This is a genomic window from Streptomyces sp. NBC_01669 (assembly GCF_026339735.1).
Taxonomy (GTDB): Bacteria; Actinomycetota; Actinomycetes; order Streptomycetales; family Streptomycetaceae; genus Streptomyces; species Streptomyces yanii.
Genome location: NZ_JAPEQG010000001.1, coordinates 5,252,198 through 5,264,781, shown reverse-complemented (window position 1 = coordinate 5,264,781; position 12,584 = coordinate 5,252,198). Strand labels below are relative to the sequence as shown.

Genomic DNA, 12,584 nt, shown 5'->3' with positions numbered 1-12,584 from the left:
TCCGATGACGGCTGCTGCCCCTTCCCGGACCCTGACGGCCTCACTCGTGCGGGGCGCGGTCACGTCCCCGTTCAAGCGCGCCGGCCGGTCCGGCGCCACGCTCACCGCCGACCGGCTGACGGCCGGAAACGTCCGCATCACCCCCGGCGCCCTCGCCTCGTACAGCAGGATCTGCGGCTTCCGCGAGTCGGGCCCGCTGCCGCTGACGTACCCCCATGTGCTGGGCTTCCCCCTCGCGATGCGGCTGATGACCGGGCACAGGTTCCCGCTGCCGGTCGTCGGGCTGGTCCACACCTGGATCGAGATCACCCGGCACCGGGCGTCGCCCGCCACGGACTTGCTCGAACTGACCGTCTACGCAGGCGGGTTGACGCCGCACCGCCGTGGCACCGAAGTCACGATGGTGACGGAGGCGCGCTCGCACGATGAGCTGGTCTGGGAATCGCGCAGCGGCTATCTGTCCCGCCACCGGACCACAACCGCTGCCGCCCCCGCGGCTGTCGGCGCGGCCCCTGCCGCCGAGCTCCCCGCCGTCGCCGAGTGGCGGCTCCGGGGCGATCTGGGACGTCGCTACGGGGCGGCGTCCGGTGACCGGAACCCCATCCATCTGTACCCGCTGACCGCCCGGCTGTTCGGCTTCCCGAGGGCCATCGCGCACGGCATGTGGACGGTCGCCCGCTGTCTGGCCGAAGCCGACGATCCGGGCCGGATCCGGTCCGTACGCGCCGACTTCAAGGCACCGGTCCTGCTTCCGGCGACGGTGACGTACGCGGCGGACGGCTCAGGCTCCGCTTTCCAGCTCCGCAGCGGCAGCCGGATCCACCTCACGGGGTCGACGACGCGGGACGGCGGGGGACCGGATTCGTGACCGGCCGCCGCTACCTCTGACCGGCGGACTTGTTCGGTGGCAGCCACGGGCGGCCGTGCATGAGGTTCTCCAGACCCGCCCAGGCGAAGTTCATCAGCGTGGCCGCGGCCTCCTTCGCCGAGACGCCCGGGGTGTCGTTCGCCCAGCCGGCGAGCGACTCGGCGGCCCCCACGAGGGCCTGCGCCAGACCCGCCACATCGCGGTCCGGAAGTGCCGGATCATGGTGGGCCTCACGGGCCGCGGCACCGATCAGACCCGTCACGAACGCAACGATCTCGTCGCGCATCACCATGACCTCGGTGGCGAACGGTTCCCCGTGCGTACGCGCCTGCCGGTGCAGCACCGCCCAGCCGTCCGGGTTCTCCGCGGTGTGCGTGAAGAATGCCCGCAGCCCGGCCCACAGTTGCCGATCCGCCGGAAGCCCCGGCTCCACCCCCGATCGCACCGCTGCGACCAGCGCTTTCGCCTCGCGCTTGATGCAGGCGGTGAAGAGCTCCTCCTTGGAATTCAGATACAGATAGACCAGCGGCTTGGACACCCCGGCCAGCTCCGCGATCTCGTCCATCGACGCGGCCCGGTATCCGCGCTGCCCGAACGTCTGTACCGCGGCGTCCATCATCTGCTGCTCGCGCACGGCACGCGGCATCCGTTTGCTCTTCACAGCACCCACGTCCGACTTCCTCCCGCCCCCACTGTCCTACTCCTCGGTAAGAGTACGGCGCGGGCCCCTGGCCCGTCCTGCGGAGAAGACTTCCGCGGCCGCCGCGTGGCCGGTTATACCCCCGACGAAAGTCGGGTCTTCCGGAGCCCGGGATCACCCTGTGGTGGGACAGCGGTTCCCCCCTGCGCGCGATGTTCCCGCACGGCCGGATCCGTAGCGTCTTCACCATGATCAGTCCTCGCAGCCGGGCCACGGCCACGGCGATCGCCCGGCACACGGCCGGTTCCCGCTGGTGGTGCTCTCCCCCGGCTTCGGCACCCCGCGGACAACACTCACCGGTCTGGCCGAGGACCTGGCCGGCCGTGGATACGTCGTCGCGACGGTCGACCACGCCTACGAGTCGACCGGCACCACCTTCCCCGGCGGGCGCCTGCTCACCTGCGCCGCCTGCGAACAGACCGCGACGACGGGCATGGCAGCCGTGGCCACGGGGCGGGCCGAGGACCTCTCCTTCGTGTTGAACCGGCTGACCGGCCGTCACCCGGCCTGGCGTCACGCACACATGATCGACCCGCACCGGATCGGCATGGCCGGTCATTCCATCGGCGGCAACGCGACCGCCTCGACCATGGCCGCCGACCACCGCGTGCGCGCCGGGGTCGACATGGACGGCACCTTCTTCGACCCGGTTCCTGCGGGCGGACTCGACGGCAGACCGTTCCTGATGCTCGGCACCGCCTCCGACCACCATCCCGGCGGTGAGGACGAGAGCTGGGACGAGGGCTGGGCGCAGCTGGACGGCTGGAAGCGCTGGCTGACCGTCACCGACTCCGGCCACTTCACCTTCACCGATGTCCCCGCGTTGGGAGGCCAGTTGGGCATAGTCGACCCAGAAGCACCGCTCTCCGGCGAACGCTCGATGCGGATCACCCGGGACTATGTCGGGGCCTTCTTCGATCTCCATCTGCGGGGCACGCCCCAACCGCTCCTGGACGGCCCGACACCGGACAACCCCGAGGTCGGGTTCCAGCAGCCCTGACCCGCCCCGGACGGGACGGGGCACGTCGCGTCGCATGCGCACATGGCGCTCAGAGCCCGAGTGCCATGTGCGTGAGGTAGTGGGGGCACCGGGTGAAGTCGTCGTGCTCGCAGTCCAGCGCGCACTCGACCAGGTCCAACGAGGCCTGCACGGCAGCGATACGGGTGCGCAGCCGCGCCGCCTCGCCGACGAGCACCGCGCGACGCTCGGCGGGGTCCGCGGCGGAGACCAGAACCCGGATCGCATCCAGGCCGAGACCCGCCCGCTTGGCCCGGACGACGACCGCTACCCGGGTGAGGTCGTCCGTACCGTAACGCCGTCTTCCCGCACCGTCCCGCGCGGGCGTCACGAGCCCCACCGCTTCCCAGTGCCGCAGCACATGCGTGGGCAGCCCGAAGCGCGCCGCCGCGTCCCCGATGCTCAGCAGAGTCCCCGCCTCGCTTGACTTCATGCCGACATTAAGTCGCAGCCTGGCGGCCATGGACAAGCCCCGGACCACACCCCCGGCCGCACCCCGGCCGGCACCCCTGGCCACAGCTCCCACCACCGCATCCGCCATGCCTCTCGCCGCGCTCCTCGATGCGGCCGAGCGGATCCCGGGCGCCGCCGCGCTCCGACAGCACAGCTACGAACTGCTCCGGGCAGGAGCGGACACCACCGTCGTCGACATCGGCTGCGGGACCGGAACCGCGGTCGCCGAGCTGTCCGCGCGCGGCGCCCGGGCCATCGGCGCGGACCTCGACGCGCGGATGGTCGCCGTCGCCCGGGAGCGGCTCCCAGGCGCGGACATCCGGAGGGCGGACGCGTACGCCCTCCCCTTCCCCGATCACTCCCTGCACGGCTACCGCGCCGACAAGGTGCTCCACGCCCTCACCGACCCCGCTGCCGCACTGCGCGAGGCGCTGCGCGTACTACTCCCCGGCGGGCGGGCCGTCCTCATCGGACAGGACTGGGACACCTTCGTCATCGACTCCGACGACCCCTCAGTCACCCGTGCCGTCGTGCACGCGCGGGCCGACACCGTACCGAGCCCCCGGGCCGCCCGCCGCCACCGGAATCTGCTGCTGGACGCAGGCTTCAAGGACGTCGTGGCGGAGGTGCGTACGGCAGTCCTCACCGACGCCGCGGCGCTGCCGATGCTCACCGGACTGGCAGAGGCGGCCAGGGACACAAGCGCCCTCACCGCCGCGGAGGCCTCGGCCTGGACCGCGGACCAGCGTGCACGCGCCCGAACCGGGCGGCTGTTCCTCGCCCTCCCCCTCTTCGTCGCCGCGGGCACCGCTCCCTGAGGTGCCGGCCTGCGCCCGCACAACGGCGAGCGCCCCCGGTCCGTCGACGGACGGACCGGGGGCGCTCGGCGGAAGCTGTGGTCGTTATGCGGCGACCGGCACGCTCACCCGCTGCTCCGCGTCGCGCACCTCGATGTCGTCGATCGGGGAGGACGAGGCCGAGTGGTACGCGTCGAGGTCGAGGATCTTCTCGCGGGCCGAGACGATCACCGGGACCAGTGCCTGGCCGGCCACGTTGGTGGCCGTACGCATCATGTCCAGGATCGGGTCGATGGCCATCAGCAGACCCACACCCTCCAGCGGCAGACCCAGCGTCGACAGCGTGAGAGTCAGCATGACCGTCGCGCCGGTGAGACCGGCGGTGGCCGCCGAGCCGATCACCGAGACGAACGCGATCAGGATGTAGTCACCGACACCCAGCTGCACATCGAAGATCTGGGCGATGAAGATCGCCGCCAGCGCCGGGTAGATCGCGGCGCAGCCGTCCATCTTCGTGGTCGCCCCGAACGGGACGCTGAAGCTCGCGTACTCCTTCGGGACGCCGAGACGCTCGGTGACCTTCTGGGTGACGGGCATCGTGCCGACGGAGGAGCGGGAGACGAAGGCCAGCTGGATCGCGGGCCAGGCGCCCTTGAAGAACTGGACCGGGTTGACCTTGGCGACGGTGACGAGCAGCAGCGGGTACACACCGAACAGCACCAGGGCGCAGCCGATGTAGACGTCAGCGGTGAACGTCGCGTACTTGCCGATCAGGTCCCAGCCGTAGTCGGCGATCGCATAGCCGATGAGGCCGATGGTGCCGATGGGGGCCAGGCGGATGACCCACCACAGGGCCTTCTGGAGGAGCTCCAGGATCGACTCGCTGAGAGTGAGGATGGGCTGGGCCTTCTCGCCGAGCTGGAGCGCGGCGATACCGGCGACGGCGGCCATGAAGACGATCTGCAGGACGTTCAGCTCGGTGAACGGGGTGATCACGTTCTCCGGGATGATGCCGGTCAGGAAGTCGAGCCAGGAGCCCGCACCCTCCGGCAGCTTGCCGTCCTTCGGGGTCAGACCGGTGCCCGAACCCGGGTTGGTGATCAGACCGATCGCGAGGCCGATGGCGACCGCGATCAGCGAGGTGATCATGAACCAGAGCAGCGTGCGGGTGGCCAGCCGGGCGGCGTTGTTGACCTTGCGCAGGTTGGTGATCGACACCAGGATCGCGAAGAAGACGAGGGGCGCGACGGCCAGCTTCAGCAGCTGGACGAAGATGTGGCCGACCTTGTCGAGCGTGGTGTAGAGCCAGTTGATGTCCTGGCTGCGGGCGAGCCACCCGAGCAGCACACCGAGGACGAGACCGGCGACGATCTGGGCCCAGAACGGGACCTTGGGTATACGGAAACCGGAACCGGAGCCGGACGGCTTGGCGGTGCCGGCGGTGGCGGACGCGGGATTCGCGGACACGGACACACTCCTGATGTGACGCATGGGGGCGCACGGGAACGAAACGGGGGGACGGGGGTGCGGCGCCCGCGTCAGGGGCGGCGCCGCTGCATGGTGCCGGTTCGACGTAGCGGCTAACAGACCGCGGACATACAGCGGCAGAGATCGACATGCAGGCGCGCCACGAGCGGAATGCTCGCCGAACGGCGGGGGCGCACAGCTGTCTTCATGTCGAACACGTTAACACTTGAACTTTGAGAACCTCAAAGGTCTTCTTTGGGAAACCATGACCCGCCCGGCCCCGGGGAACGGCGAAACCCCAGCACATGAGCGGGAAGCTCGGTACTGGGGTTCCGAAGAAAATCTCTACGGGTGTGAGGAACCTTACGTATCCCTTACCCGACCCTCACGCGGCCCTCACGGGCCCCACGCGCCTCGCTACGCGACGCCGTCCTCCTGGCCCTGGTTCGCCGCCAGTCGCGCCTTGGCGCGGTCGATCCTGGGGGCGATCTGCGCGGACATCTCGTCGCGCTGCTTGCGCAGCAGGACGTAGCTGAGTGGCGCGGAGAGAAGCAGGGCCAGCAGGATGATCCAGATGACGTTGGACCCGCCGAGCCCGGAGGGCAGCAGACCGTAGGTGACAGCCACGGCGACGACGGCGAGGCAGCCGACGAAGATGCTGAGGCGCATCAGGGTGTACCGGATCGTTGCGCTCGGCTTGGCAGCGGACACGGCTGGCCTTCTCTCTACGTACGACAATCCTGCCCGACCAGTGAAGCATGCCCCGATATCGATCGCTTCGGCGGGCAGGAACAGCCCGAGGACCCCTGCGGTCAGTCCAGCGGGAGCAGCATGATGATGTCGTCGCGGTCGTCCCCGTCGGCGACCCGGATCGCGCCCGGCACCCGCCCGACCTCCTTGTAACCGCACGACAGGTAGAAACGGTCGGCGCCGGTGCCGCCCCGGCAGGTCAGCCGGATCGCCTCGATGCCCTCGAACCCGCGGGCCGCCTCCGCCACGGCGGACATCAGACCGCGGCCGTAGCCCTTGCCCTGGTGCCGGGGGTGGACCATCACCGTGTAGATCCAGAGCCAGTGGGTCATCAGCCGGTGCGTGTTGTGGGTGAGGAAGGCGGTGGCGGCCACGGCGCCCCCCTCGTCGTACCCGACCAGCAGCCGGGTGCGTCCCTCGGCCATCGAGACGAGATGCTTGACCAGCTCGGGCCGGATCTCCTCGGTGGTGACGGACGGTATGAAGCCGACGGCTCCGCCCGCGTTGGAGACATCGACCCAGAGCGCGATGATGCCGTCGCGCAGCGTGCCGTCGAACTTGGGGTCGAGCTCAAAAGTAAGCGCCATAAGGGCAGATTAACTATTACCGAATGAGTGGCTCAAGAACCGTCCAGTACGCGAGAAAGCCCCGGCCGGGGACGGCGGCCGGGGCTTTCGTACGGAGCGGTACGCAGGGACGTGCCGGACGTCAGACGCGCATCGGCTGCGGCGCCTCGCGACGGTCCGCGTCCGGCCCCGGGTACTCGCGGATGATCTCGTACCGGGTGTTGCGCTCGACAGGGCGGAAGCCCGCGTCCCGGATCAGGTCCAGCAGGTCGTCACGGCCGAGCTTGTTCGGCGTGCCGTAGTTGTCCGCGTCGTGCGTGATCTTGTACTCGACGACCGAGCCGTCCATGTCGTCCGCGCCGTGCTGCAGCGCGAGCTGGGCGGTCTGCACGCCGTGCATCACCCAGAAGACCTTGACGTGCGGGACGTTGTCGAAGAGCAGACGCGAGACCGCGAAGGTCTTCAGCGCCTCGGCGCCGGTCGCCATCGTCGTCCGCGCCTGGAGCTTGTTGCGGACCTTGCCGTCCTTCATGTCCACGAAGTCGTGCTGGTAGCGGAGGGGGATGAAGACCTGGAAGCCACCGGTCTCGTCCTGCAGCTCGCGCAGTCGCAGCACATGGTCGACGCGGTGACGCGGCTCCTCGATGTGCCCGTACAGCATCGTCGCCGGGGTCTTCAGACCCTTCTCGTGCGCGAGGCGGTGGATGCGCGACCAGTCTTCCCAGTGGGTGTCGTGGTCCACGATGTGCTGGCGGACCTCCCAGTCGAAGATCTCCGCGCCGCCACCGGTCAGCGACTCCAGACCGGCCTCGATCAGCTCGTCGAGGATCTCGGAGGCGGAGAGCCCGGAGATGGTCTCGAAGTGGTGGATCTCGGTGGCGGTGAACGCCTTGAGGGAGACCTGCGGCAGGGCTTCCTTCAGCGCGCTGAGGGAGCGCGGGTAGTAGCGCCACGGGAGGGTGGGGTGCAGCCCGTTGACGATGTGCAGCTCGGTGAGATTCTCGCCCTCCATCGCCTTCGCGAGGCGGACGGCCTCCTCGATGCGCATCGTGTACGCGTCCTTCTCGCCCGGCTTGCGCTGGAACGAGCAGTACGCGCACGAGGCGGTGCACACGTTCGTCATGTTGAGGTGCCGGTTGACGTTGAAGTGCACGACGTCACCGTTCTTGCGCGTGCGCACCTCATGGGCAAGGCCGCCGAGCCAGGCCAGGTCGTCCGACGCGTAGAGGGCGATGCCGTCCTCACGGGTCAGCCGCTCCCCCGCGCGGACCTTCTCCTCCAGCTCGCGCTTGAGCCCAACGTCCATGCGGCTGCCTCCCAGATGTCTCTGACGTGCTGTGCGTTCCACCGGATTCCACCGTGAAACCGGCAGAAACCCCCGGTCACCCGGGGGCTCCACCACGTTACGCCTACGACTCCTCGGGGAGTTCCCCGACCCGGTTCTCCCACTTGGTGGAGAGCACGATCGTCGTACGGGTCCGGGAGACGCCCTTCGTGCCGCTGAGCCGGCGGATGGTCTTCTCCAGGCCGTCGACGTCACCGACCCGCACCTTGAGCATGAACGAGTCGTCGCCCGCGATGAACCAGCAGTCCTCGATCTCCGCGAGGTCCTTGAGCCGGCGCGCGACGTCCTCGTGATCGGCAGCGTCGGAGAGCGAGATGCCGATCAGGGCCGTGACCCCGAGCCCGAGCGAGGCGGCGTCGACGGTGGCGCGGTACCCGGTGATGACACCGGCGGTTTCCAGCCGATTGATGCGGTCGGTGACGCTGGGCCCGGAGAGCCCGACGAGCCGTCCCAGCTCGGCGTACGAAGCCCTGCCGTTCTCCCTCAGGGCCTGGATGAGCTGCCTGTCCACCGCGTCCATATGACTGAAACCTTCCATTGTTCAGCAGTACCGCGAGTCTACGTGTAGAATCTAAGGCATACAGAGCCCACGCCCTGTAAATCTTTCAGATATCCCAAGAAGTGCTTTCGAATCCTCAGGAGTGACAACACCGTGTACACGATCGAGATGGCCTACGCCCGGATGCGCGAGCTGCAGGACCTGGCCAACCGCTCGCGTGCCCACCAGCCCGCCGCCGCGCACCGGATCGACAAGACCCGCACCCCGCGCGCCCCGAAGAAGCGCTGAGTCCCGCCGGGACGAACCCGGCCTCAGTCACGGGAGCCACCGAGCTTCCCCTCCCACCGGCGGTAGAGCTGGTGCGGCACCCCTGCCGCGTCCAGCACCCGCCCCGCGACGAAGTCCACCAGATCCTGGATGTGCGTCGCACCCGCATAGAACGCCGGAGAGGCGGGCAGCACCACGGCGCCCGCCTCGTCCAGGGTCACCAGATGCTTCAGCGTCGATGCGTTCAGCGGAGTCTCGCGCACCGCGACGACCAGCTTCCGCCGCTCCTTGAGCGTCACGCTCGCGGCCCGCTGCAGCAGATCCTTCGAGAGCCCGAGCGCCACTCCGGCCACACAGGCCGTCGAGGCGGGAACGATCAGCATCCCCTTCGCCGGGTACGACCCCGAGGACGGCCCGGCCGCGAGATCACCGGCCGCCCAGTGCTGTACGCCGTCGAGCTCCGCATCGCCCACCTCGAAGGTGTGCGGTTTCCCGTCCGCACCGCGCGCCAGCCAGCTCCGCAGGTCCTCCTGCCAGCGTGCGTCGCGGAAGGCGATCCCGGTCTCGTCCAGCAGCGTCAGCCGCGAGGCCCGGCTCACCACCAGGTCGACGCTCTCGCCCGCGGCCAGCAGACCACGCAGCACGGCGGCAGCGAAGGGTGTACCTGAAGCGCCCGAAACCCCGACAATCCAAGGCTGCCGCTGCTGCTGACTCACTGAAGTCCCGGATTCCACACCCCCGAGCCTATCCGGCGCAGAAGTTGCGGAACCGAGCGAGGGGCTCCGTGCGTTCCGACAGATGAAGGACAGGCCGTCGACGGCCATGGACAGGCCAAGGACAGGGGGCGGCCATGACCGGTACCCGTACAGGCACCTCCGCGCGGGCGATGACGGCCGGCGCGCTGATGCTGGGCTGGATCACACTGCTGTGGGTGCTCGAAGGCATCGACACGGCGACCGGTCAAGCACTCGACACCTACGGCATCACTCCGCGCGAGCCGGCCGAACTCCTCGACATCGTGCCCGCCGCGTTCCTGCACAGCGGGTGGGAGCATGTCGCCTCCAACACCGTCCCGCTGCTGGTCCTCGGCTTCATCGCGGCCCTCGGCGGGATACGCCGGTTCGCCGCCGTCGTCCTGACCGTCATCGTCGTCAGCGGCCTCGGCGTCTGGCTGACCGCGCCCTCGCACACCGTCACACTCGGCGCGTCCGGCGTGGTCTTCGGCCTCTTCGGCTATCTGCTGGTCCGCGGCTTCGTCGACCGGAGGCCGCTCGACGTCGTGGTGGGCGTCGTGATCGCCGCGGTCTACGGCTCACTGCTGTGGGGAATCCTGCCGACCGACTCCGGGATCAGCTGGCAGGGGCATCTGTTCGGGCTGGCCGGAGGGGTGGGCGCGGCGTTCGCATTCCGCCGCCCGCGCCGTACCACCCGCCCCGTACCCCCCGCCTTTACGGTGTGAGGCCGCGCACCAGCAGGTCCAGCAGGGCACATGCGAACAGCGCGATCCCGATGAATCCGTTGACGGAGAAGAACGCCCGGTTCAGCCGGGACAGATCGTGCGGCCGCACCACGCGATGCTCGTACACGAACGCCACGGCGACGATCACCATGCCGATCCAGTAGAACAGCTCCGCACCCGTCGCCAGACCGAACCAGACCAGCAGACCGGTCGTCACTGCATGGCAGACCCGTGCCCCCCACAGCGCGGCCGGGATCCCGAAGCGGGCCGGGACCGAGAACACACCGTGCGCGCGGTCCGCCTGGACATCCTGGCAGGCGAAGATCAGGTCGAAGCCGCCGATCCAGACGCCGACCGCGAGACCGAGTATCACCGCGTCCCACGACCAGCTGCCGGTGACCGCCAGCCAGGCACCGATGGGCCCTATGGCCTGCGCGATGCCGAGGATGGCGTGCGGGTAGTGGGTGAACCGCTTGCCGTACGGATAGACGACCATCGGCACGACGGCGATCGGCGCGAGCGCCAGACACAGCGGGTTCAGCAGCGCGGCGGCGCCGAGGAAGACGACGACCGCGACGAGCGCGCCCGTCCACGCCGACTTCACGGAGACGGCACCGGTGACCAGCTCACGGCCGGCGGTACGCGGATTACGGGCGTCGATCTCGCGGTCGATGATCCGGTTCGCGGCCATGGCGAATGTCCGCAGCCCGACCATCGCGACGGTGACGAGCAGCAGGCGCACCCAGTGGATGTTCTCGTCGAGGTGGAACATCGCGGTCAGCGAGGCGATGTAGGCGAAGGGCAGCGCGAAGACCGAGTGCTCGATCATCACGAGCCGCAAGAACGCCTTGACCCTGCCGGTCGGTTGCGCGGGCCCGGGGCCCAGCGTCGCTTCGGCCGCACTCACAGCCCGTACTCCTTCCACCGGCGGTCGACCTTCGCCGCCGTCTCCGGGTCGGACTCGACCATGTCCGGCCAGCCCCCGTCCCGGGTGTAGCCCTCCTCGGGCCACTTCTTCGTCGCGTCGATGCCCGCCTTGCCGCCCCAGAACTGCTGGTAGGAGGCGTGGTCGAGATGATCGACCGGGCCTTCGGTGACGGTGAGGTCCCGGGCGTAGTCGGTGTTGCCGAGCGCCCGCCAGGCGACCTCGTGCAGATCGTGGACGTCGCAGTCGGAGTCCACGACGACGATCAGTTTGGTCAGCGACATCATGTGCGCGCCCCAGATGGCACTCATCACCTTCTGGGCGTGCTTCGGATACTTCTTGTCGATCGAGACGATCGCACAGTTGTGGAAGCCGCCCGCCTCCGGCAGGTGGTAGTCCACGATGTCCGGCACGATGATCTTGAGCAGGGGCAGGAAGAACCGCTCGGTGGCCCGCCCCAGCGGCCCGTCCTCGGTCGGCGGCCGGCCCACCACGATCGACTGGAGCAGCGGACGCCTCCGCATGGTCACGCAGTCGATGGTCAGCGCGGGGAACGGTTCCTGCGGCGTGTAGAACCCGGTGTGGTCGCCGAACGGCCCCTCGGGAAGCATCTTCCCGGGCTCCAGCCACCCCTCGATGACGACCTCCGCCTGCGCCGGGACCTGCAACGGCACGGTCTTGCAGTCGACCATCTCGATCCGCTTGCCCTGGATGAACCCGGCGAACAGGTACTCGTCGATGTCCCCGGGCAGCGGGGCGGTGGACGCGTACGTCACCGCGGGCGGCGCCCCGAACGCGATCGCGACGGGCAGCCGCTCCCCGCGCTTGGCGGCCACCTGGTAGTGGTTGCGGCTGTCCTTGTGGATCTGCCAGTGCATCCCGATGGTGCGCCGGTCGTGGCGCTGGAGCCGGTAAAGCCCCAGGTTCCGTACGCCGGTCTCCGGGTGCTTGGTGTGGGTGAGCCCCAGGTTGAAGAAGGAGCCGCCGTCCTCGGGCCAGGTGAAGAGCGCGGGCAGCCGGTCCAGGTCCACGTCGTCGCCGGTGAGGACGACCTCCTGCACGGGGGCGCTGTCCGACTTCACCTTCTTCGGCGGCACGTGCACCATCGAGCCGAGCTTGCCGAACGCCTCGCGCACTCCGACGAAGCCGTGCGGCAGCTCCGGCTTCAGCAGGCCGCCGATCTTGTCGCTGATATCGGCGTACGACTTCAGCCCGAGCGCCTTCAGCAGCCGCCGGTCGGTCCCGAAGACATTCATGGCCAGGGGCATCGATGAGCCCTTGACGTTCTCGAAGAGCAGTGCGGGCCCGCCCGCCTTGTTCACCCGGTCGACGATCTCGCCGACCTCCAGGTAGGGGTCGACCTCGGCCTTGATGCGCTTGAGCTCGCCCTCGCGCTCCAGCGCCCGGAGGAGGGAACGAAGATCGTCGTAAGCCATGCGGTCCAGTATCGGCCACGGGCTACCCTGGGCC

General features: G+C 69.2%; 14 protein-coding genes and 1 pseudogene. 5 read left to right on the top strand and 10 right to left on the bottom strand.

Annotated features, from left to right (window positions below):
* The first annotated feature begins 4 nt into the window (after window positions 1-4).
* The gene (locus OG972_RS23680) at window positions 5-868 is read left to right on the top strand and encodes a MaoC/PaaZ C-terminal domain-containing protein (protein ID WP_266984563.1); all 864 of its coding nucleotides are present in this window, start codon (window positions 5-7) and stop codon (window positions 866-868) included.
* Between the two features lie 10 nt (window positions 869-878).
* On the opposite strand, the gene OG972_RS23675 is transcribed toward OG972_RS23680, so the two are convergent.
* Window positions 879-1,514: a TetR/AcrR family transcriptional regulator gene (locus tag OG972_RS23675; RefSeq protein ID WP_266990678.1), complete on the bottom strand. Its 636-nt coding sequence runs from the start codon at window positions 1,512-1,514 to the stop codon at window positions 879-881.
* A 283-nt stretch (window positions 1,515-1,797) separates the two neighbouring features.
* Here OG972_RS23675 and OG972_RS23670 point away from each other — a divergent pair.
* Window positions 1,798-2,568 (top strand): annotated as a pseudogene (locus OG972_RS23670) (alpha/beta hydrolase family protein); the annotation flags it as partial.
* A 49-nt stretch (window positions 2,569-2,617) separates the two neighbouring features.
* On the opposite strand, the gene OG972_RS23665 reads toward OG972_RS23670, so the two are convergent.
* Window positions 2,618-3,019, bottom strand: a complete 402-nt coding sequence (locus OG972_RS23665) for a MerR family transcriptional regulator (protein ID WP_266984561.1) — start codon at window positions 3,017-3,019, stop codon at window positions 2,618-2,620.
* Between the two features lie 28 nt (window positions 3,020-3,047).
* On the opposite strand from OG972_RS23665, the gene OG972_RS23660 reads away from it, so the two are divergent.
* Window positions 3,048-3,857, top strand: coding sequence for a methyltransferase domain-containing protein (locus OG972_RS23660; RefSeq protein ID WP_266984559.1), 810 nt, complete (start codon window positions 3,048-3,050; stop codon window positions 3,855-3,857).
* 84 nt (window positions 3,858-3,941) lie between these two features.
* Here OG972_RS23660 and OG972_RS23655 read toward each other — a convergent pair whose 3' ends face one another.
* The 5 genes from OG972_RS23655 to OG972_RS23635 form a co-directional block, all read right to left on the bottom strand.
* Window positions 3,942-5,303 carry a dicarboxylate/amino acid:cation symporter gene (locus tag OG972_RS23655; protein WP_266984557.1) on the bottom strand — a complete coding sequence of 454 codons (1,362 nt, stop codon included), beginning with the start codon at window positions 5,301-5,303 and terminating at the stop codon, window positions 3,942-3,944.
* A 417-nt stretch (window positions 5,304-5,720) separates the two neighbouring features.
* Entirely contained in the window at window positions 5,721-6,014 is a 294-nt protein-coding gene (locus tag OG972_RS23650; protein ID WP_266984555.1) for a DUF4229 domain-containing protein, read from the bottom strand.
* A gap of 101 nt (window positions 6,015-6,115) precedes the next feature.
* Window positions 6,116-6,640: a GNAT family N-acetyltransferase gene (locus OG972_RS23645; protein ID WP_266984553.1), complete on the bottom strand. Its 525-nt coding sequence runs from the start codon at window positions 6,638-6,640 to the stop codon at window positions 6,116-6,118.
* Window positions 6,641-6,761: 121 nt separating this feature from the next.
* Complete coding sequence (gene mqnE, locus OG972_RS23640; RefSeq protein WP_266984551.1) at window positions 6,762-7,925, bottom strand: aminofutalosine synthase MqnE; 1,164 nt, start codon at window positions 7,923-7,925, stop codon at window positions 6,762-6,764.
* A 103-nt stretch (window positions 7,926-8,028) separates the two neighbouring features.
* Entirely contained in the window at window positions 8,029-8,484 is a 456-nt protein-coding gene (locus OG972_RS23635) for an Lrp/AsnC family transcriptional regulator (RefSeq protein ID WP_266984550.1), read from the bottom strand.
* Window positions 8,485-8,616: 132 nt separating this feature from the next.
* On the opposite strand from OG972_RS23635, the gene OG972_RS23630 reads away from it, so the two are divergent.
* Window positions 8,617-8,751, top strand: a complete 135-nt coding sequence (locus tag OG972_RS23630; protein ID WP_266984549.1) for a hypothetical protein — start codon at window positions 8,617-8,619, stop codon at window positions 8,749-8,751.
* A 23-nt stretch (window positions 8,752-8,774) separates the two neighbouring features.
* On the opposite strand, the gene OG972_RS23625 is transcribed toward OG972_RS23630, so the two are convergent.
* Window positions 8,775-9,446: a UbiX family flavin prenyltransferase gene (locus tag OG972_RS23625; protein ID WP_266984548.1), complete on the bottom strand. Its 672-nt coding sequence runs from the start codon at window positions 9,444-9,446 to the stop codon at window positions 8,775-8,777.
* Between the two features lie 134 nt (window positions 9,447-9,580).
* Here OG972_RS23625 and OG972_RS23620 point away from each other — a divergent pair, with 134 nt between their 5' ends.
* Window positions 9,581-10,189 carry a rhomboid family intramembrane serine protease gene (locus OG972_RS23620; protein ID WP_266984546.1) on the top strand — a complete coding sequence of 203 codons (609 nt, stop codon included), beginning with the start codon at window positions 9,581-9,583 and terminating at the stop codon, window positions 10,187-10,189.
* Here OG972_RS23620 and mqnP read toward each other — a convergent pair.
* Window positions 10,179-11,096, bottom strand: coding sequence for a menaquinone biosynthesis prenyltransferase MqnP (gene mqnP / locus OG972_RS23615; protein WP_266984544.1), 918 nt, complete (start codon window positions 11,094-11,096; stop codon window positions 10,179-10,181). The two genes, OG972_RS23620 and mqnP, sit on opposite strands and share 11 nt — an antisense overlap.
* Window positions 11,093-12,550, bottom strand: coding sequence for a menaquinone biosynthesis decarboxylase (locus OG972_RS23610; RefSeq protein ID WP_266984543.1), 1,458 nt, complete (start codon window positions 12,548-12,550; stop codon window positions 11,093-11,095). The genes mqnP and OG972_RS23610 overlap by 4 nt, the downstream gene beginning before the upstream one ends.
* Window positions 12,551-12,584: the final 34 nt, after the last annotated feature.